This is a genomic window from Coriobacteriia bacterium (genome assembly GCA_014859305.1).
Lineage (GTDB): Bacteria > Actinomycetota > Coriobacteriia > Anaerosomatales > Kmv31 > Kmv31.
Genome location: JACUUM010000023.1, coordinates 19,364 through 39,365, shown reverse-complemented (window position 1 = coordinate 39,365; position 20,002 = coordinate 19,364). Strand labels below are relative to the sequence as shown.

General features: G+C 72.2%; 21 protein-coding genes. 12 read left to right on the top strand and 9 right to left on the bottom strand.

What is annotated here, in order from left to right; genetic code table 11:
- Positions 1–143 precede the first annotated feature (143 nt).
- The 5 genes from IBX62_05670 to cysK are packed head-to-tail and all read right to left on the bottom strand — an operon-like array spanning position 144 to position 5,771.
- Positions 144–929 carry an ABC transporter ATP-binding protein gene (locus tag IBX62_05670; GenBank protein MBE0476568.1) on the bottom strand — a complete coding sequence of 262 codons (786 nt, stop codon included), beginning with the start codon at positions 927–929 and terminating at the stop codon, positions 144–146.
- The gene (locus IBX62_05665; protein MBE0476567.1) at positions 926–1,678 is read right to left on the bottom strand and encodes an ABC transporter permease; all 753 of its coding nucleotides are present in this window, start codon (positions 1,676–1,678) and stop codon (positions 926–928) included. Before IBX62_05665 ends, IBX62_05670 begins: the two co-directional genes overlap by 4 nt.
- 2 nt (positions 1,679–1,680) lie before the next feature.
- The gene (locus IBX62_05660) at positions 1,681–2,673 is read right to left on the bottom strand and encodes an ABC transporter substrate-binding protein (GenBank protein MBE0476566.1); all 993 of its coding nucleotides are present in this window, start codon (positions 2,671–2,673) and stop codon (positions 1,681–1,683) included.
- Complete coding sequence (locus IBX62_05655) at positions 2,666–4,750, bottom strand: carbon monoxide dehydrogenase (GenBank protein ID MBE0476565.1); 2,085 nt, start codon at positions 4,748–4,750, stop codon at positions 2,666–2,668. Before IBX62_05655 ends, IBX62_05660 begins: the two co-directional genes overlap by 8 nt.
- A 1-nt stretch (position 4,751) precedes the next feature.
- A complete protein-coding gene (gene cysK, locus IBX62_05650) occupies positions 4,752–5,771 on the bottom strand; it encodes a cysteine synthase A (GenBank protein ID MBE0476564.1) in 1,020 nt (339 codons plus the stop codon).
- Between the two features lie 346 nt (positions 5,772–6,117).
- Between cysK and IBX62_05645 the strand changes: the two genes are divergently transcribed.
- The 6 genes from IBX62_05645 to IBX62_05620 all read left to right on the top strand — a co-directional run bounded on the left by IBX62_05645 (position 6,118) and on the right by IBX62_05620 (position 12,087).
- Entirely contained in the window at positions 6,118–6,498 is a 381-nt protein-coding gene (locus IBX62_05645; GenBank protein MBE0476563.1) for a hypothetical protein, read from the top strand.
- 169 nt (positions 6,499–6,667) lie between these two features.
- Complete coding sequence (locus IBX62_05640; protein ID MBE0476562.1) at positions 6,668–8,017, top strand: sulfite exporter TauE/SafE family protein; 1,350 nt, start codon at positions 6,668–6,670, stop codon at positions 8,015–8,017.
- A gap of 61 nt (positions 8,018–8,078) precedes the next feature.
- A complete protein-coding gene (locus IBX62_05635) occupies positions 8,079–8,294 on the top strand; it encodes a cation transporter (protein MBE0476561.1) in 216 nt (71 codons plus the stop codon).
- Positions 8,295–8,318: 24 nt separating this feature from the next.
- Positions 8,319–8,843, top strand: a complete 525-nt coding sequence (locus IBX62_05630; protein MBE0476560.1) for a cupredoxin domain-containing protein — start codon at positions 8,319–8,321, stop codon at positions 8,841–8,843.
- Positions 8,844–8,884: 41 nt separating this feature from the next.
- Entirely contained in the window at positions 8,885–11,554 is a 2,670-nt protein-coding gene (locus IBX62_05625; GenBank protein MBE0476559.1) for a copper-translocating P-type ATPase, read from the top strand.
- 17 nt (positions 11,555–11,571) lie between these two features.
- Complete coding sequence (locus IBX62_05620) at positions 11,572–12,087, top strand: hypothetical protein (GenBank protein MBE0476558.1); 516 nt, start codon at positions 11,572–11,574, stop codon at positions 12,085–12,087.
- 100 nt (positions 12,088–12,187) lie between these two features.
- Here IBX62_05620 and IBX62_05615 read toward each other — a convergent pair whose 3' ends face one another.
- Together IBX62_05615 and IBX62_05610 are read right to left on the bottom strand one after the other, a co-directional pair.
- Positions 12,188–12,388: an SHOCT domain-containing protein gene (locus IBX62_05615; protein MBE0476557.1), complete on the bottom strand. Its 201-nt coding sequence runs from the start codon at positions 12,386–12,388 to the stop codon at positions 12,188–12,190.
- 85 nt (positions 12,389–12,473) lie between these two features.
- Positions 12,474–12,668 (bottom strand): SHOCT domain-containing protein, encoded by a 195-nt coding sequence (locus tag IBX62_05610; protein ID MBE0476556.1) that lies wholly within the window; start codon positions 12,666–12,668, stop codon positions 12,474–12,476.
- A 136-nt stretch (positions 12,669–12,804) separates the two neighbouring features.
- On the opposite strand from IBX62_05610, the gene IBX62_05605 reads away from it, so the two are divergent.
- From IBX62_05605 to IBX62_05580, 6 genes are all read left to right on the top strand, one after another.
- Positions 12,805–13,455 (top strand): hypothetical protein, encoded by a 651-nt coding sequence (locus tag IBX62_05605; protein ID MBE0476555.1) that lies wholly within the window; start codon positions 12,805–12,807, stop codon positions 13,453–13,455.
- Position 13,456: 1 nt separating this feature from the next.
- On the top strand, positions 13,457–14,491 hold the full coding sequence (locus tag IBX62_05600) for a discoidin domain-containing protein (protein MBE0476554.1): 1,035 nt from the start codon (positions 13,457–13,459) through the stop codon (positions 14,489–14,491).
- Between the two features lie 91 nt (positions 14,492–14,582).
- Entirely contained in the window at positions 14,583–16,043 is a 1,461-nt protein-coding gene (locus IBX62_05595; GenBank protein MBE0476553.1) for a nicotinate phosphoribosyltransferase, read from the top strand.
- An 84-nt stretch (positions 16,044–16,127) separates the two neighbouring features.
- Positions 16,128–16,739, top strand: a complete 612-nt coding sequence (pncA, locus tag IBX62_05590) for a bifunctional nicotinamidase/pyrazinamidase (protein ID MBE0476552.1) — start codon at positions 16,128–16,130, stop codon at positions 16,737–16,739.
- Positions 16,740–16,741: 2 nt separating this feature from the next.
- Positions 16,742–17,725, top strand: coding sequence for a 1-phosphofructokinase family hexose kinase (locus tag IBX62_05585; GenBank protein MBE0476551.1), 984 nt, complete (start codon positions 16,742–16,744; stop codon positions 17,723–17,725).
- Between the two features lie 41 nt (positions 17,726–17,766).
- Positions 17,767–18,066 (top strand): rubrerythrin, encoded by a 300-nt coding sequence (locus tag IBX62_05580; protein MBE0476550.1) that lies wholly within the window; start codon positions 17,767–17,769, stop codon positions 18,064–18,066.
- On the opposite strand, the gene IBX62_05575 is transcribed toward IBX62_05580, so the two are convergent.
- Positions 18,063–18,956: an aldo/keto reductase gene (locus IBX62_05575; protein MBE0476549.1), complete on the bottom strand. Its 894-nt coding sequence runs from the start codon at positions 18,954–18,956 to the stop codon at positions 18,063–18,065. The two genes, IBX62_05580 and IBX62_05575, sit on opposite strands and share 4 nt — an antisense overlap.
- 96 nt (positions 18,957–19,052) lie before the next feature.
- Complete coding sequence (locus IBX62_05570; protein ID MBE0476548.1) at positions 19,053–19,916, bottom strand: hypothetical protein; 864 nt, start codon at positions 19,914–19,916, stop codon at positions 19,053–19,055.
- Positions 19,917–20,002: the final 86 nt, after the last annotated feature.

Sequence of the window (20,002 nt, the reverse complement as noted above, 5' to 3'; positions counted from 1 at the left end):
AACCCTTGATTACACAGCCTGCCTAAGCGCTTGGGACCGCAGGCCTTGCCGACATAGTACTCCTGCGCCGCAGCTCTGGGCCGTGGCTCGCTGGGTTCTGCAGTCTGTATGATCCGGCGCCCTCGCCGCCCCCTGCGCGCCCCTCAGATCTCGTATTCCGGCGGCGTCCGTTCCTCGGCGAGGTGCAGGGCTCGCAGGATGTGCGCGCGGAGGCGGAAGAAGCCCTCGGAGTCGCGCTCGCGCGGGCGTGGGAGCGCCACGGGGACGACCTCCTGCACGCGCCCGGGTGCCGGCGTGAGCAGCACGACGCGGTCGGCGAGGTAGACGGCCTCATCCACGTCGTGCGTGACCAGCACGATGGTGGCGCCCTCCGCGCGCCACACACGCGCGAGCTCCTCCTGCATGCGCATGCGCGTGACGGCATCCAGCGCGCCGAAGGGCTCGTCCATGAGCACGACCTCGGGGTCGACCGCCAGCGCTCGAGCGAGCGAGACGCGCTGGCGCATGCCGCCGGAGAGCTCCGCCGGGCGCGAGGACGCGAAGCCGGCGAGCCCGACCGTGGCGATCTCGCGCATCGCCCGCTCGCGCCGCCGCTTCCTCGGCAGGCCGTGGGCGCGCAGGCCGTACTCGACGTTGCCCAGCACGTTCAGCCACGGGAAGAGCGCGTAGTCCTGGAACACGGTCACCACGCGCGGGGAGGGCTCGACGACCGGTCCGCCGTCGAGCATCACGCCGCCTCGCGTAGGCGCCTCGAACCCGCCGAGGAGCGCCAGCAGCGTCGACTTGCCGCAGCCGCTGGGCCCCAGCACCGCGACGAGCTCACCCGGCTCGACCCTCAGGTCGACGCCGTCCAGCGCCGCGACCTCGCCCCCGGCGGAGGCGTGGTAGGTCTTGCCCAAGTCGCGTGCCTCCAGCCTCGCGTCGCTCACGCGGCCCACCTCCTGCGCACGGCCGCCTCGGTGATGCCGATGGCGCGGTCGACGAGCAGTCCGCTCAGGCCGATCAGCACGATCGCCACGAGCACGAGGTCGGTACGAAGCGAGTTGCGGGCGTCCACCACCAGGAAGCCCAGCCCGCTGCGCACGCCGAGCATCTCGCCCGCCACCAGGAAGACCCAGGACGAACCCATCGCGATCCGCGCGCCCGTCATGATCCGCGGCAGCGCCGCAGGGAGCACGACGCGCCATACGCGCGCCAGCCGCCGTTCCCCGAAGTTGCGGGCGACCCGGAGCAGCGCCGGGTCTACGGAGCGGACGGCGGCGACCGTGGCCAGCAGCGCCGGATAGAAGGCCGCGATGAAGACGATCACCACGGCCGGCGCCTCCCCGATACCGAACCAAAGCGTGAACAGCGGGAACCAGGCGATAGGCGAGATCGGTCTCATCACCTGCACCACCGGGTCGGCGGCCGCCCACGCCCGCGCCGCCATCCCGAACGCCAACCCGAGCGGCACGGCGAGCGCCAGCGCCGCGAAGTAGCCCGACGCGAAGCGCACGAGGCTGGCGGCCACGTACGGCGCCAGCCTCCCGGTCTGTGCCAGCTCCGCGAGACCGAGGGCCACGTCCCGCGGCCCCGGGAACAGCACCGCGGAGGCGGCCGCGCCCGCCGCCGCGTGCCACGCGCCTATGAGCGCGGCGAAGGCGGCGGCGGGCAGCAGTATGCGCTCGAGCGGCCGCACGCCTACTCCGCGTAGGCCTTCTCGACCAGCGAGGTCTCGAGGAACGCGTCCACGTCGGCGGAGCCGCTCAGCAGCTCCATCTCCGCCAGCTCGTCGCGTATGCGCGCGACCTCGTCGGCTCGCGGCGTGAGGTCGTCGTATCGGATGCCGAGGCCGAAGGAGCGCTCCCACAGCGCCGCGTCGTAGGCGGTGTAGTCGGCGGCGGTCGTCGCGGCTGCGACGGGGTCCGCCGCGATGGAGTCGGCCGCGTCCACGAAGGCGGTCACGAGCGCCTGCGCCGCCTCGGGCTCCTCGGCGAGCACGTCGCCTCGCAGCACCAGGCCGCAGCACGGCCAGTCCGGCCAGAGCTCCTCGGCTCGCAGCAGCTCCTTGCCGAAGCCCTCGGCGACCGCCTTGGCCCCGAACGGCTCGGCCACCACGTACCCGGCGATGTCCCCGCGGGCGAGCGCGGCCGGCATGTCCGGCGGCGGCATCTCGACCCACTCGAGGTCGTCGGTGGTCAGCCCCTCGCGCGCCAGCGCCGTGCGCAGCAGGATGTTGTGCCCGGAGAGCCGATGCGGGATGGCGAACCTGCGGCCGGCGAGCTCCCCGGCTGAGGAGATGTCCTCGGCCACGATGAGCGCGTCGCCGCCGCGGTGCGACAGCGCGACGAGCTTGGCGTCGATGCCTTTCTCCGCGCTGGCCAGCGCGATCTCCAGCATCGTCACGGCGCCGTCGATCGCACCGGTGTTGAGCGCCTCGGTGAGCTCGGGCCAGCTCGAGAACGGCACGAGCTCGAGCTTCGCGTCACCGAGGTCGCCGCTCGTGGCCGCGTCGGCGAGCATCAGCGGCGCCGAGTGCGTGATCGGCAGGTAGCCGATCTTGAGGGTGGGCTTCTCCGCCACGGCTCCGTCCCTGGCGCCGCGGGCCGCCCCGCCCGCGCATCCGGCCGCGAGCGCCAGCAGGGCCGCGGCCAGCGCCGCGGCGGCGAGCAGCGCGATCCGTCTCCTAGGCATGATCGTCCTTCCTCTCGTCGGAGTGGTGCCGTGCGTGGCCGCGGCGTCGTGCCGGATCGTCCCGTGCGGCGCCGTGCCTCCCGCCGACGGCGCCAGGTCCCTCCCAGCCCAGCGCCAGCCTCTTGCGGCGCAGGTGCATCCGTATGGCGCCGGCCAGATTGGCGGGGTCGGGGTCGGTGAAGACCTTGGCGCCGATCTCGGCGAGCAGCCCGTCGCCTGCGAAGAACTCGACGATCTCGTTGCGTCCGGCGTCCAGGTCGTCGGCGGGCGCGCCGGGCTTGGCCGAGGGCACAGCGACGGGGATCTGCGCCGGGAAGCCGGAGAACTGGCTCACCCCGTGGCACAGGAAGCTCACGCCCTGGCCGACGGTCTTCTCGTTGCCCGGCTCCGCGCCCACGAAGGCGTAGGGCATCGCCTCCATCGCCTCGCCGAGGACCTCCGACAGCGCCGTCATCAGCCGCAGAGTGCGGGCGTTGTCCACGCAGCCGCCGACCGCCAGCACGGGCGGCGCGCCGGCGCCCTCCAGCAGCGCGCGCAGCGGCGGGGGAGCGAGCTCGGCGGCGGCGGGGTCGCACAGCCCCGCGTTCAGCAGCGCGTGCGACGCACACCCCGTGGTCGTCACCAGCACCCCCGCCTCCACCAGCCTTCGGGCGACCTCCACGTGGTTGCGCTCGTAGGGCACCTTCGGCGTGTTGCAGCCCACGACGGTGGCGAGCCCGCGGATCGTGCCGGCGCGAAGCTCCTCGGCCAGGCGCCCGGCGCCGCCGAACGCCTCGACGATCGCCTCGTAGCTCCACCCCACGCGGGCGCGCGTGACGCGCTCGGGGATGCGTATGCGCGAACGGTCGCGCGCGGCGAACGCCGCCACCGCCGCCTCGGCGATCCGCATCGCGTCGGTTCGGAGCTGCTCGGGACGCTCGGGGTCGAAGGGCACGTGCGTCGCGCCGGGGATGCGGTTGGACGCGCAGGTCGTGATCACCGCGGTCCCGAAGCAGTCCGCGAGGATCTTCAGGCCGGGGATGACGCACTGCATGTCCACCACCACGGCGTCCACCGCGCCCGTGCCCAGCACCAGCTCCTGGCCCATGATGTTCGTGACGGTGGGGATGCCGTAGCGGGCGAGCAGCTCGTCGCCGGTGCAGCACATCCCGCCGAGCACGACGCCTTCGGCGCCCGCCTCGCGCGCCAGCGCTTCCACGCGCTCGGAGCGCACCGCGTCGATCACGGCCTCGACCATGACCGGCGAGTGGCCGTGGACCAGCACGTTCACGTGTCCGGGCTTCAGGATGCCGTAGTCGACCTCTGCGTCGCGCGGCTCGGGCACGCCGTAGAGCATCTCGGTCGCCAGGGAGGATGTGAACAGCGTGCCGTAGCAGTACGCCAGCGCGTCGCGCAGCTCCTGGGCCGCCATCGCGCGCCAGTCGGAGCAGCCGCCCAGCGTCGTCATGTGCAGCGTCTCCATCGTCTCGTAGCTCGCGGAACGCGGCAGGATCCCGAGGTCCTGCCACACGGCGCGCCGGTCCGCGGGCGCGAACGCCTCCAGCGTGCTCATCGGCTCGGCGGTCAGGCGGCCGAGGTCGTCCAGCAGCGCGCGCGCGACGCGCTCGGCGAGTTCGGGCAGGGCGGCGGGGGAGCCGTCCTCGGCAGGTCCGTCCAGGCCGAACGCCTCGGCGAGCTCCCGGATGCGCCGCTCGCCCCGAAGCGGGATGTCCGCGCCGCCGGCGGCCGCGATCACCGCCAGCACCACCTCGTGCGCGTGCCGCCCGTGAGCCGCCATCCCCGCCGCCAGGGAGCGGATCACGTTCGCCATGACGACCTGGGGCATGTCGCGTCCGCAGACGCCGCGGGGCGAGCGCTGCGTGATGCGGCACGGCCCCCACTGGCACATGCGGCAGCAGGTGCCGCGCAGCCCGGCGGGGCATTGCGGCTGCTGCGCCTCGAACCGGTCGAACGCTGTCTCGACCCCCACGGCGGCGAGCCGTCCGAGCATCTCGCGGCTGGCGGGGTTGGGTGTGAGGCCGGCGACGTCGGCCGGCGTGGGGATCTCGCAGCCTATGCAGCGGACGAAGCGCTCCACCTCAGGCCTCCTCGGCGGGTACGGGGGCGGGCTCCGGGGCGGCGGCCGCCTGCGGCGCGGCAGCGCGCTCCGGGGCGGCGGCCGGCTCCCGCGCCGTGGCGGGCTCGGGGTCGAACAGGCCGGTCGAGAGGTAGCGCTCGCCCGTGTCGGGCAGCACGACCACGATCGTCGCACCCGCCATCTCCGGCCGGGCCGCGACTCGCAGCGCGACGGCGAGCGCGGCGCCGGAGGACACGCCGGCCAGGACTCCCTCGGTCCTCGCGAGCCGGCGCGCGGCGTCGGCCGCCTCCTCGTAACCGACGGTCATCACCTCGTCGATCGCCTCGACGTCCAGCACCTCGGGCACGAACCCGGCGCCGATGCCCTGGATGCGGTGAGGGCCCGGCATCCCTCCGGAGAGCACGTCGGACTCGGCGGGCTCCACCGCCACCGCCAGCAGCGAGGGCCTGCGCGCCTTGAGCGTGCGCGCGACGCCGGTGATCGTCCCGCCCGTGCCGACCCCGCAGACCACCGCGTCGACCGCCCCGCCGGTGTCGTTCCAGATCTCCTCGGCTGTCGACGCGGCATGGACCGCCGGGTTCGCGGGGTTGGCGAACTGCTGGGGGAGCACCGCGCCGGTCTCCTCGGAGATCCGCAGCGCCTCGCGCACCGCCCCGCGCATGCCGTCGACGCCGGGGGTCAGCACGAGCTCGGCGCCGAAGGCCGCCATCAGCGCGCGGCGCTCGGCGGACATGGTGTCCGGCATCGTGAGCACGAGCCGGTAGCCCTTGGCGGCGCACACCATCGCGAGCCCGATGCCGGTGTTGCCGCTCGTCGGCTCCACCACCGAGCCGCCGGGCCCGAGCGCTCCGCGCCGCTCGGCGTCCTCGATCATCGAGAGCGCGATGCGGTCCTTGACGCTGCCGCCGGGGTTGGACGACTCGAGCTTGCCGAGGAGCGTTCCGGGCAGCCCGGCCGAGACGCGCGCGAGGGAGACCAGCGGTGTGCCGCCGATCGTGTCGAGTATGGAGCCGGCCGTCATCCTGGGGGCCTCCTTGCCGTCCCGTGCCGCTGTCAGGCCAGTCCCGCGCCGCTCGAAGGCATTGGACGACGGCCGGTGGGCGGCGTCAACGGGGAGCCACGCACTAGTCCGATGGGAAAAGTGAGAAAGCGGCGCGGCGCCCCCGGGAACAGCCACTCGGCGCGGGAATCGCACCGGAGAGGGGCGCATGACGGGCGCGGCGAGGACCGATGATACCGACTGAGGGAACGCGTCCGGCGGGCCGCGACGGCGCCGGGCACTTCCCCGGCGAGCGACTGCTGGCATGCCGATTGCGGTACGCTGACGTGGAGGAACGCCGGCGAGGCGGACCGCACGCGGAGGACGATTGGACCGACGGCTCGACATCGTGACGAGGATCGTGGCGCTGCTGACCCTGGCGCTGGTCCTCGCCATCCCCGCGGTCGCCGCGGCTTGCGAGTCCTTCTCCACGCCGTCGGAGTGCGAGCGGACCTGCGCCGAGCTCGGCTACATGCCGATCGAGTGCGCGGAGGAGATGCCCGCGGGCGGATGCGGCTCGATGTCGCCCGCACCGGCGGCAGACACGGAGCCGTTGGTCTCCTCGGCCGCGCAGCAGGCTCCGGCCCTGGCCGGCGCCGGTGAGGCACAGCCGCTGTTCGCCGACGACACCCGGATCCTCACGCCCCTGCGCGACGCGTGCGCGGAGCGGCCCCCTCTCGACCCCCTGGGGACCCGACTACTCATCTGACACCTCGTCGTGACCGCGCCACGGCCCGGGGCCCCAGCCCCGCGCGGCCGCATCCCCGGCGCGGCATCCGTCCTCGGCCGCCTTCATCGAGGGTGCCGAGGAATCACTCCCTGCCCGTGAGTGAGAGCGCCCGCGCGCGAGCGCACGGCGCACCGACGAGGAGACGAGTTTGGATTACTTCCTGCCCATGCTCGGCGTGGGGATCGTCACCAGCATCCACTGCGTGGCGATGTGCGGGAGCATGGTCCTGACCTACGCGGTCAAAGGCGAGGCGAAAGGGCCGTGGTACCGGCGCATGATCCCCCACGCCGCCTACCAGGGCGCCAAGCTGCTCAGCTACATGATGGTCGGGCTGGCTCTCGGCAGCATCGGCTCGATCCTGAACATCGGCGGCATCCGAGGCTGGGTCACGGTCTTCGCCGGGGCGTTCATGATCCTGCTGGGCCTGCAGATGTCCGGCCGCTTCCCGGCGCTGCGCAAGCTCACCTTCCGGCCGCCGAAGTCCCTGACGGACGCGATCTCGCGCACGCGCAAGAAGGCCAACGCCGACGCCGAGGAGGGCCGTTCCTCGCTCGCGACACCCGTGACGTTCGGCGCGCTCACCGGCTTGATGCCGTGCGGCCCCCTGCAGGCCGCACAGCTCGCGGCCGCGGGGGCGGGCTCGGCCGCTGCCGGCGCCGTCACGATGCTCGGATTCGGGCTGGGCACCGCGCCGCTGATGCTGGCCTTCGGCACCGTCTCGGGGATGCTCGGCGCGAAGTTCAAGCAGCGCATGATGGTCGTCGCGGCCGTGATCGTGGCCGTGCTCGGCCTCGTGATGCTGAACCGGGGTCTCATGCTGGTCGGGTCTCCCGTCACGGCGAACTCGCTGAAGGCGGCCGTCGTGGGCGGCCCCGAGGCCGTCGAGGTCGACGAGTCGCAGTTCGCCACCGCGGAGGACGGCGTCGTGGAGGTCCCGTTGACCATCAGCGGCACGCGGTTCGAACCACAGGTGCTCGCGATCCCGGCCGACAAGCCGGTGCGGCTGATCGTCGACCGCCAGGAGGGCAACGTCTGCTCGGACCAGCTCGCGATCCCGCAGCTGGGCATCCTGCAGACGCTCACCCCGTTCGGCACCACCGCGGTGGAGATCCCCGCCACGGCCGCCGGCAACTACACGATGACGTGCCAGATGGGCATGATGTCCGGCCAGCTGCAGGTCGGAGCGGGAGGGCCGGCGAGCACGTCGAGCCCGCTGCGGCCGTTGCTGCTCGGCTCGGCGGTCATCGCGCTGTTCGCGTACCTGCTCAAGCGCACGGCCCAACCGGTCGCGGAGCCCTGCCTGCCGGCGAGCGGCAAGACGGGAAGCGCCGGCAAGGGCGCGCACAAGGGCGCGCACAAGGGCGCCCGGGCGCCGAAGCCCGAACCCGAAGCGCCGACGATACTCGGCTTCTCGCCGCAGGAGGTGCTCGTGATCGCGTCGGCTGTCGGAGCGGCCGTGATCGCCGGACTCGCCTTCGGCGGGCTTTTCACATACTAGGCATGCGAGATATCGGCATACGCCTCGCACGAGCGGGGCGAGCGGGAAAGGAAGCAAGGACATGAGGACCATAGAGATCAAGACGACAGGGACCCACTGCCCGTCGTGCTCGATGCTCATCGAGATGAGCGTCGGCGACCTGGACGGCGTGCGCTCCGTCAGTTCGGACTACGCCGCGGAGACAGCGACCGTGGAGTACGACCCGGAGAAGGTCTCGGCCGAGGCGATCGTCGCGGAGGTCGAGAAGGCAGGTTACAGCGCGGAGGTCCTGGACTAGCCGGGCAGGAGAGGAGAGAACGAGATGGCCATCCAGACCGACGGCATCGACGGCCGCAAGAGCACGAGGTACGTGCTCGTGGCCGGCTTGCTCGCGGCGGTGTTCTTCACGTCCTACGCCTTCGCCGTGGCGGCGACGCGCGGGGACGCGGATCTCCAGCCCGCCTTCGACGCCTACGGCGGCTACGGTTACGGAGATGACGGCGGCGCGGCCGGCGGAGCCGGCGGCGCGTGCGGCTGCTGCGGGGGCTCGGGCGAGACCATCGAGGCCGAGACGACCGTCGAGGGCGGCGTCCAGCGCATCGAGGTCGACACCTCGGCGGGCAGCTTCGACCCCAACGTCATCAAGGCTCAGGCAGGCATACCGATCGAGATCACGTTCTCGCAGGCGCCCGGCGGGTGCCTCTCGGGCGTGATCGTCCCGGACTTCAACGTCTACGAGGACCTGACCGGCGGAGCGAGGACCGTGAAGCTCCCGGCGCTGGAGGCCGGCGAGTACGGCTTCTACTGCCAGATGCAGATGATCAGCGGTTCCATCATCGTCGAGTAACGGGCATCGTCCCCTAAGACACACACGGATCGGAGACACACATGTCCGATAGTCGTATCAAGCAGCGGCCCCCGGAGGACGCGCGGCCCGAAGAGCGCGCCGCCGAGGCGTGTCCGGTCGCGCCGGGCCCCGCGCCGGGCGCCGCACCCGTCGCGCCCAAGGCGCACGTCTCCAGGATCGATCAGACGTTCTCGGTCACCGGGATGACGTGCGCCTCGTGCGTGGCGGTGATCGAGAAGACCCTCGCGCGCACACCCGGCGTCATCTCTTCGAACGTGAACCTGGCCACCGAGAAGCTCACCGTCATCTACGACGCCGCCGTGGTCGACGCGGACGGCATCGTGGCGGCCGTGAAGGCCGCCGGCTACGCCGCCGCCCCGGTCACGGAGGTCCCCGCCCTGTCGCAGGAGGGGCGCCTCTCATTGGAGATACGGGGCATGACCTGCGCGTCGTGCGTGGCGGTGATCGAGAAGACGCTGGAGCGCTCCCCCGGGGTGAGCGACGTGAGCGTGAACCTGGCGACCGAGAGCGCGATGGTCGACTACGACCCGGCCCGCATCGACGCCGACGCGATCGTCGAGGTGGTGAGGAAGGCCGGCTACACCGCGATCGTGAAGGTCGAGACGGTCGGGCTGGCCGGCGAGGACACGCAGCGCGCGGCGCAGCAGGCTCACTACCGCAGGCAGCTGTGGTTCTGCATCGGGGCCTTCACGCTGGGGATCCCGGCGCTCCTCATCGCGATGGTGCCGCCCTTCATGATGGCGGTGCCCGCCGCGACGGCCCAGCTGTTGGCGAACGTCTTCGGCGGCGTGTGGGACCCGATGATGCTCGAGAAGTACATGCAGTTCGTCCTGGTCACGCCGGTGCAGTTCATCTTCGGCTGGCAGTTCTACCGCGGGTTCTGGCACGCGCTGAAGCGTCGCCAGGGCAACATGGACACGCTGATCGCGATCGGCACGTCGGCGGCGTACTTCTACAGCATCGGCGCCACGTTCGTGCCACCGTTGATGGGCGAGCCGGTGTTCTACGAGGTCGCCGCGCTGCTCATCGCGTTCGTGATCCTCGGCAAGCTGCTCGAGGCCCGGGCGAAGGGCAAGACCTCCGACGCCATCAAGAAGCTCATGGGGCTCGCGGCCAAGACGGCACGCGTCGTCCGTGACGGCGCGGAGGTCGACATCCCGGTCGAGCAGGTCGTGGTCGGCGACATCATCGTCGTCCGCCCGGGCGACAAGGTGCCGGTCGACGGCGTGGTGCTCGAGGGTGCCTCGGCCGTCGACGAGTCGATGCTGACCGGGGAGTCGATCCCGGTGGAGAAGCACCCCGGCGACACGGTCATCGGCGCGACGATCAACAAGCTCGGCTCGTTCAGGTTCCGCGCGACCAAGGTCGGCGCCGACACCGCGCTGGCCCAGATCATCAAGCTCGTCGAGGAGGCGCAGGGCTCCAAGGCCCCGATCCAGCGCTTCGCCGACATGATCAGCTCGTACTTCGTACCCGCCGTCGTCGTCATCGCGTTCGTGACGTTCCTTACGTGGCTGTTCGTGGTACCCAACTTCGTCGGTCCCGAGTTCTACGACGTCTACACCCCGTTCGTGAGGGCCCTGCTCGTCGGCACCGCGGTGCTCGTCATCGCGTGCCCCTGCGCGCTCGGTCTGGCCACGCCGACCGCGATCATGGTCGGCACCGGCAAGGGCGCGGAGAACGGCGTGCTCATCAAGAGCGGCGAGGCGCTCGAGACCACGCACAAGGTGAAGGCCGCGATCTTCGACAAGACCGGGACGCTCACGCACGGCAAGCCCGTCGTCACCGAGTACGAGCCGTTCGGGGAGGTGCCCCGGGAGGAGTTCTTCCGCCTCGTGGCCGCCCTCGAGCGCTCCAGCGAGCACCCGCTGGCGGAGGCGATCGTCGCCCACGCCAAGGAGCTGGAGATGGACCTGCCCGACGTGGAGGGCTTCACCGCCGTCCCCGGTCACGGCGTCGAGGGCTCGGTGGAGGGCAGGCGGGTCGTGATGGGCAACCGCAAGCTCATGGAGCGCGAGGGCGTGGACGTCTCGGCGTGGATGCCGCGCATCGAGCAGCTCGAGCGCGATGGGAAGACCGTCATGCTCGCCGCCGTCGGCGGTGCGCCCGCCGGTCTCATCGCGGTCGCCGACACGCTCAAGCCCGCGTCGGGCGAGGCGGTCGAGCGGCTGCACCGGATGGGCATCGACGTGTACATGATCACCGGCGACAACCGGCGCACCGCCGAGGCCATCGCCGCCCAGGCGGGGATCGAGCCCGACCACGTATTGGCCGAGGTGCTCCCCGAGCACAAGGCCGCCGAGGTCGCCAAGCTCCAGGCCTCCGGTCTTTCGGTGGCCATGGTCGGAGACGGCATCAACGACACCCCGGCGCTGGCCCAGGCCGACATCGGTATAGCGATGGGCGCGGGCACCGACGTGGCGATGGAGACCGGCGGCATCGTGCTGATGAAGGACGACCTTCGCGACGTGGTCACCGCCATCGAGCTCTCGCGCGCGACCATCCGCCGCATCCGGTGGAACTTCGTGTGGGCGCTCGGATACAACACGCTCGGCATCCCGGTGGCGGCCCTCGGCCTGCTGCGGCCCGAGCTCGCCGGAGCCGCGATGGCTCTGTCCTCGGTGAGCGTCGTGTCGAGCTCACTTTGGCTGCGCCGTTTCAAGCCGTCGCTGGTCAAGCGCGCGGCGTAGAGGAGGACATCGACATCATGAGCAGGACAGTGAAGATAGGCGCCTACCTCGCGGGAGTCGCCGTCCTCGTCGCGTACTTCGCGTGGGCGACGGCGGCCGGAGGCGAGGGCGTGGAGGGCGTGGTCGTGCGGGAGGGCGCAGCGTCGCTGGAGGCGTCCGACCAGCCCGGCCCCACCGACACCATCGTGATCGAGCGCGTGGTCGCCCCGATCGACTCGTGGGTCGTCGTGCACCTCGACGACGACGGCATGCCCGGCATGCGCGTCGGGCTCGCGCAGGTCCCGGCCGGGACGTCGCGCGACGTCGAGGTCGGGATCGCCTCCGAGGAGCCACTGACTCCGCGTCTGCTCGTCGCCCTGCACGCCGACCGCGGCGCGCGCGGCGAGTTCGATTTCGACATGGACGACATGGCGCACAGCCCAGACAAGCCCTACTTCGTCAACGGCGAGGAGGTCGCGCTGGCCGTCACAGTGGAGGAGTCCGACTCCGACGCCGTCACAGGCGAGGCGGACTACTCGCCTGGGATGCCCTAGGCCTCGGAGACGAGCAGCACCCCGCGGGCACCGGCCCCCGGAGGCCGTCGGACCGTCAGCGGTCCGGCGGCCTCGGCGCGTCCGCCCGAGCCCCCGGGCGTCAGCGCCGCAGGTCGCGCTCTATGCGCTCGAGCTCCTCGGAGGTGATCTCGCCGCGGGCGTAGCGCTCGCGCGCGATGTCGACGGAGGGATCGTGCCGTCCGTAGCCGCGGCCGCCCCCCGCTCCGCCCGAGGCGCTCCTGACGAGCCACACGAACAGGAGCACGAATCCGGCGAGCACCAGGAGCCCGAAGAACATCATCGCGAGCATCGCGATCCAGCCGCCCGCGCCCCACGCGCCCCCGCCGGCTCCGCACCACGGACACCAGCCGTCCCACATCATGCGATCACCTCTCCAGAAGCCGTCGGCGCTCGTCGAATTCCTCGGCGCCGATCTCGCCACGCGCGTACCGCTCGCGCAGCAGCCGCATCGCCCGGTCCTCGCCGACGCCGAGACCGGGCGTGCCCGCCGGGTTGACGGCGAACCAGACCGCCACGGCGGCGAGCACCAGTAACAGACCGAAGCCCCAGCACATCTCCATCACCACCTGACGATGTGGATACCCGTTCCCGCTCCCCGTCCCGCACCCACGGATCGGCGCGGCTTCCGACTGGCTCGGCTCCCGGCCGGGAAAAGACTCCTACTCCTGCAAGGAGCCGGACGAGGAGGGACGGCGGATGGGAGGACAGATCGAGCGCGGGCACGACTTCGGCGACGCCCTGTACGAGGTGGCGAGCAGGCCGGAGGTCCGCAAGTGCCTGGAGGTGGGGACGCTGCACGGCGACGGCTCCACGTGGGTGGTCGCGCAGGCGCTCGCCCGGTCCTCGGGGCTGCTGCACAGCATCGAGCTGAAAGAGGACAACTACCGCAAGGCCGTCGAGTTCTACAGCGGGAAGGGCATGCCGGTCGAGTTGCACCACGGGCTCTCGCTGACCGTGGCGGACTACGACGGGTGGGACGAGTACTGGGCGCAGGTCGCGGGCACCAGGCAGGAGCGGCTCGAGCCGGGCAGCTACCGCGAGTGGTTCGATGAGGAGATGGAGCTGGCCCGCGGAGCGGAGCGCGTCGACGTCGTACGCGACCTCGCGGCACGCGAGGGATGGTTCGACCTGGTCGTGCTCGACGGCGGCGAGTTCGCCTCCAACGCCGAGTTCCGCGTGCTCCAGCCCCACATCCGAGGCTGGGTCTTCATGGACGACACGAACCGCGGGCGCTGCATCAAGAACGCGCTCGCGCGCTCCTGGATCCTCGCGAGCGACGAGTGGGAGGTCGTGCGCGACGAGCCCGAGCAGCGTAACGGTTGGATCGCCGCGCGGAAGGTCGTGTGAGGTGGCAGGCGGCGCGACCAGCGGCGGGAGCTGGGACGGCCCGGGGAGCTGGGACGGCTCGGGCGGGAGCTGGGACGGCCCGGGCGACGACGGGCTGGTCTGCCCCACATGCGAGAAGCCTCTGCGCAGCGGTGCCGCGGCTCCGACGGCGCCGCTGGTCGAGCCGATCCCGGCCCGCCCGCCCCTGTTGTGGCTGAAGGTGCTCTCGGCGGCGCTGGGCGCGGGGCTCCTGCTGGGCGGGACCGCGCTCGCGGCATACCGGTACGGCATCTCGGCCGCCGGCTCCCGGCCGCCCGATCCCTCCGAGGCTTCGTTGCCGACCGCGACACCGTCCGCCTCGGCTCTCGCGACCGCGCCGGCGTCGGCGGCCTCGACCTCCACGACGTCCCCTCTGGGATCCTACCTGCCGACCTCGCCGCTCGGGTCGCTGGACGACTCGATCAGCGCCCGGCTCGACTCGCTCAGGGAGCGTATGGCCTCGGGTCTCCTCGACGGGATGGGGACGCTCGACGGGGGCATGCCGGACGACCTCGCCGACGCGACCGGCCCGGCGCCGGGCGAGTCCGGCCCGGCGGCGGGCGAGTCCGACCTGTCGGCTCGGGCGACGCTGGGCGCCTCGAGCGTGCTGCCCCCCGCACGCGGGTTCACGTACGTGCCGGCGAACCTGGTGGACGGCCGCCGCGACACCTGCTGGGCGGAGGGCGCCCCGGGCTACGGCGTGGGGGAGAGCGTGACGTTCGACTTCGGCGGCGAGGTGACCGTCACGCGCCTGGAGGTGCTGCCCGGCTACGACAAGCGCAACGAGGCCGACCGGTGGACCTCCAACGGCCGGCTCAAGACGGCCGTGCTGCGCTTCGACGACGGTGCCACCCAGGACGCGAGCTTCGAGGACGCCAGGCGCTCCCAGACGGTCTCCGTGCCCTCGCGCAAGACGCGCCGCCTCACCATCGTCATCAAGGACGTCTACCCCGCCTCGCCGGGCCCGCACGCGGCCCAGGACACCTCGATAGGCGAGATCCGGGTCTTCGGACGATGACGGGGGGCGGGGCGGCGGACGGTCCTCGGCGGGTCGTGGGAGAATAGTGGCGGCCCACGCGCCGGGAGACCCGCCGAGGGGAGCGACGCCGATGGACGGGTACGGCACATCCGGCATGCTCACCGACCTGTACCAGCTCACGATGGCTTACGGGTACGTGAAGAGCGGCAAGGCCGACACCGAAGCGGCGTTCCACGTCCTGTTCCGCGAGAGCCCCTTCGGGGGCGCCTTCGCGGTCGCGGGGGGCCTGCAGCAGGCCGCGGAGTTCCTCACCGGGATGAGCTTCACCGACGAGGACCTGGAGTGGCTGGCGGCCCGGACGGGCAACGACGGGGAGCCGATCTTCGAGGAATGGTTCCCCGCCTACCTGCGTGACCTGAGGTTCTGTTGCGACGTGGACGCGGTTCCCGAGGGGACCGTCGTGTTCGCGAACGAGCCGCTGGTACGCGTCACCGGGCCCATAGCGCAGTGCCAACTCGTGGAGACGGCGCTGCTCAACATCGTCAACTTCCAGACGCTCGTGGCGACCAAGGCGGCCCGCGTCTGCCTGGCCGCCGAGGGGCGTCCGGTCGTGGAGTTCGGCCTACGGCGGGCGCAGGGCCCCGACGGAGGGGTCTCGGCGAGCCGGGCGGCCTACGTCGGCGGATGCACGGGCACGAGCAACGTGCTCGCGGCGCGGCTCTTCGGCATCCCGGCGATCGGGACGCACGCCCACAGCTGGGTGATGGCGTTCCCCAGCGAGGCGGAGGCCTTCGAGGCCTACGCGGATGCGTTGCCGAACAACGGCACCTTCCTCGTGGACACCTACGACACGCTCGAGGGCGTCAGGCGCGCCGTGGCGGCGGCGAGACGGCTGCGCGAGCGAGGGCACGAGATGATCGGTGTCCGCATCGACTCCGGCGACCTCGCGGGGCTCTCGGTGGGCGCGCGGGCGATCCTGGACGAGGCCGGCTTCCCCGACGCGGTCGTGGTCGCCTCCAGCGACCTGGACGAGCACGTGGTCGCCGGCCTGATCGCCGAGGGCGCGGCCATCGACGTCTTCGGTGTTGGGACACGGCTCGCGGCGGCGTGGGACCAGCCCGCCCTCGGCGGCGTCTACAAGCTCTCCGCCATCCGTGAGCCTGGCGGCCGGTGGGAGCCGCGGATCAAGGTCTCCGAGGAGACCGTCAAGGTGACCGTCCCGGGGCTGCTCGGGGTCAGGCGCTTCACGCGCGAGGGCCTCTTCGCCGGCGACGCCGTCTACCTCGTGGAGGACCCGCCGCCGGGTGCCGTTACGATCGTCGATCCGGCCGACCCGACTCGCACCAAGACCTTCCGCCGCGACGAGCCCGCCGAGGAGCTGCTGGTGCCGGTGTTCCGCGGCGGCGAGCCGGTTCGGGAGCCGCCGCCGCTGCCGGAGGTCCGCCGGCGCACGCTCGCGCAGCTCGAGCGGCTCGACGACTCCCACAAGCGCTTCCTCGACCCGCGCCCGTACCCCGTGGGGCTCGAGGAGCGCCTGCACGACCTGCGGACGCGGCTGATCCTGGAGGCACGCCGCGCGGAGGGCGGCTGAGGCGGGCGCCGGCCGCCCAGGACGGAGCCGCTGCCGCTCGCCGTCGGATGCCGCAGCGGACGACGCGAAGGGAAGGAACTCGGTATGGAAGCGCTCATCGTGGTGGACCTGGAGAACGACTTCATGCCCTTCGGCGCGCTGCCGGTGCGCGACGGCGACGAGGCGGTGCCGGTGGCGAACGCGCTGATGCCGCGGTACGGACTCGTCGTGGCCACGCAGGACTGGCACCCGCCCGACCACGGCAGCTTCGCGTCCAACCACCCCGGGATGAAGCCGGGAGACGTCGGGAAGCTGCGCGGCGAGCCGCAGGTGATGTGGCCGGACCACTGCGTCCAGAACACCCCGGGGGCGAGCTTCCACTCCGGGCTCGACGTCGAGCACGTCGACCACGTGATCCGCAAGGGCACGGACCCCACGATCGACAGCTACAGCACGTTCTTCGACAACCGCCACCTGAAGTCCACCGGGCTCGAGGGGTACCTGAGGGAGCGCGGCGTCACCGACGTCGTGCTCCTCGGTCTGGCGACCGACTACTGCGTCCTGTACTCGACGCGTGACGCCCTGCAGCTCGGCTTCGGGGTGTCCGTGGTGACCGACGGGTGCCGGGCGGTGGACCTCACGCCGGGTGACGGCGAGCGGGCGCTCCGCGAGATGGTGGAGAGGGGCGCCACGCTCGTGACGAGCGGGGAGCTGTAGCGGTGGGCGCGCCCCGAGCGGTCACGGTGACGGCGAACCCGGCGGTCGACCGCAGCGCCACGTGCGAGCGCGTCGTCCCCGAACGCAAGCTGCGCTGCGGCGACGTCAGTCGCGACCCGGGCGGCGGGGGCGTCAACGTCGCCCGCGCGATGCTCCGCCTCGGCGGCGCCGCGACGGCCGTCATCGCGGCGGGAGGCTTCACGGGCGAGCGTCTCGCGTCGGGACTGCTCGAGGAGGGGGTGCCTCACGCGGTCGCGCCCATCGCCGAGGAGACCCGGGAGAACCTCACGGTGTTCGAGCGCGGGACGGGGAGCGCCTTCCGCTTCGGCATGCCCGGCTGCCCGATGAGCGGCGCGGAGGCCGACGCGCTGCTGGAGGCGGCGGAGGGTGAGGCGGCCGCCGGCGACTTCCTCGTCGGAAGCGGGAGCCTGCCCCCGGGCGCGCCGCCCGACTTGTACGCGCGGCTCGCAGAGGTCGCGCGGCGGCGCGGCGCGCGTTGCGTCGTGGACACGAGCGGCGACGCGCTGCGGCGGGCGCTGGACGGCGGCGGTCTGTACCTGCTCAAGCCGAACTTCCGCGAGATGGGGGAGTACGCCGGTCGCGAGTTGCGCACGGAGGAGGACGCCGCTTCCGCCGCCGGTCGTCTCGTGGAGGACGGCACCGTGGAGATGGTGCTCGTCACGCTCGGCGCAGGGGGGGCGGTGCTGGTCACCTCCAGCGATACGGTGCGCATCGCCGCTCCCGCCGTCCCCGTGCGCAGCCGCATCGGGGCGGGCGACTCGACCGTGGCCGGCATGCTCGCCGCGCTCGCGCGCGGATGGGACGCCGTCCGGGCGGCCCGTTATGCCGTGGCCGCGGGAGCGGCGGCCGTGATGACGCCGGGCACGGAGCTCTGCCGCAAGGACGACACCGACGCCCTCTTCGCGTGCATCGAGCACGGCGAGCGATCGTGCGGCGCCGCCGGGGGGATGAACAGGGGAGGGTAGCTCGACCAGCGCCGAGCACGGGCGCGGAGGGGAGGCATCCGATGCCGGAGTTCGGCTCGTTCCTGCCCGGCATGAACGCCGAGCGGAGGCTGACGCACGACGAGCTGGTGCGTGCGATCCGGTACTTCGTGGCCGCCGAGTACGAGGCGGTGCAGCTCTACATGCAGATCGCGGACTCGATAGACGACGAGCGCGCGATCAAGGTGCTCGCAGACGTCTCGGACGAGGAGCGCGTGCACGCCGGCGAGTTCCTGCAGCTGCTCTACGCACTCGAGCCGAGCGAGAAGGAGCTCTACCGACGAGGCGCCGACGAGGTCGACGAGCTGCTGGCCGGAGGTTAGCCGAGCCACTGGGGGTTGCGCGCGGTGCCGTCGTGCTTCTCCGTCGTCTTGTACTCCTCGTGCGCTCCCCGCACCGCGTACGGCGCGGTGCGCCTCAGGAGCTCCGTGAGCCGCCCGTCGGTCATCGGCTCGAACGTGTGTGCCGCATGCAGCGCCTGCTGCAGGTCCTGCATGTTCTCGCAGCCGGTGATCACGGTCGAGGTGGGCAGGTTCATCGCGTAGTGCAGGCATTCCGTGGCGCTGGCCGCCCCGGTCTCCGGGATCCTGCCCGACCCCAGCGGCTTCATGCCCAGCACGCCTATGTCCCGCTCGACCAGCAGCGGCAGGACCAGCTTCTCGAAGCTGTTGTACTGCGCGTCGAAGACGTTCAGCGGCATCTGCACCGCGTCGAAGACGAAGGCGTTGAAGTCGGCCGTCTCCAGCATCCGCAGGTGGATCCGCGGATCCTTATGTCCCGTGAACCCGATGTAGCGCAGCAGTCCCTCGTCGCGCGCCGCGAGCATCTCCTCGGCGGCGCCCTCCTCGAAGATGCGCTTCGGGTCGTCCAGCCGGATGATCTCGTGGAACTGCACGAGGTCTATCACGTCCACCGCGAGGCGGCGCAGCGACTCCTCGAGCTGGGAGCGCACGGAGGACCCCGTCCTGCCGTCGACCTTGGTCATCACGAACGCCCGGTCGCGGTAGCCGCCCTTGAGCGCCTCGCCCATCAGGCGCTCGCTCTCGCCGTCGTGGTAGTCCCAGGAGTTGTCGAGGAAGTTCACGCCGTTCTCCAGCGCGGCGTGCACCAGCCTGACGCCCTCGGTCCTGTCGCGGACCTTGCCGAGGTGGAAGCCGCCCAGCCCCACCACGGAGACCTTCTCCCCGGTCCGCCCGAGGCAGCGGTACGGGATGCCACCATCGAAGCCGGCGTTCATCGGGCTCCCTCCGTAGACCGACGGTCAGTTCATACCCGAGCGCGCCGGCGCGGCACTCGGCGGCGCCGAGCCTCACGACTGTGCTGGAGCCGGCGGCCCGCAACCCGCGACGGCGAGCCGCCGGAGCACGGACCTTCCGGCGCCGAGCACCGCCGCGCCCAGGGCCAGAGCCTGGAGCGCCGCGAGGCGCAACGGGTCGCGCAGCGTCTCGGCGAGGTAGCGCCCCTGGCCGGTCACGGCTTCGGTCCAGGGCGACCTCGTCGGGCGGTAGGTGTCCAGATCCGCCTCCGCGAGGATCTCCTCGATGCCGTCGCGGTCGCGCAGCCGGCCGTACGCCGTTCCGATGGGCCTGTCCACGGTGGGCTGCACGAGCACGGCGAAGACCTCGGCGAAGTCCTCCGCCGGCCGCTCGGCCCACGGGCGGCCCAGCGACAGCCACGAGATGTCCGCCGGATGCCGGCGTGTCTCTCCGAAGCGGCCGCGCAGCTCCTCGGTCATGTAGCGCGTGTCCACGTGGTGTCCCAGCTCGTGCGCGAGAGCCCAGCGCAGGTTCGGGCCGCCCACGGCGACGACGCCGCGCGGGATCAGTATCTCGCGCAACTCCGGCAGGTAGGCGGCGGCGCACTGGTCGCATGTGGCCAGTCCGCCGACGACCCGCACGGTGACGCCGGTGGGGTCGAACCGCAGCGACAGCTCGCTCAGCGCTTCGTGGATCAGGGCGGCCTCCTCCTCGGTCGCCTCCTCCACGGGGACGGGTCCGGGGCGCGCCTCGGGCGTGGCCACCGGAGAGGGTGCTATGCCTCCGCGCAGGGTGTAGGACATGCCCAGCCGCATGACCGGCACGGCGAGCATGAGGCTCAGGCCGAAGGCCACGAGCCATCGAGCGGCGCCGACGGCGCCGGCGGAGAGGATGTCGGGGATCTTGCACGCGCGCACGCGGTCCTCCTCGGACGACTCACGTTCCTTTCCCGGATGCGCGTCGGGTATATTCTCCGAGGACCGGCCAGGCTCCACGGAGGACC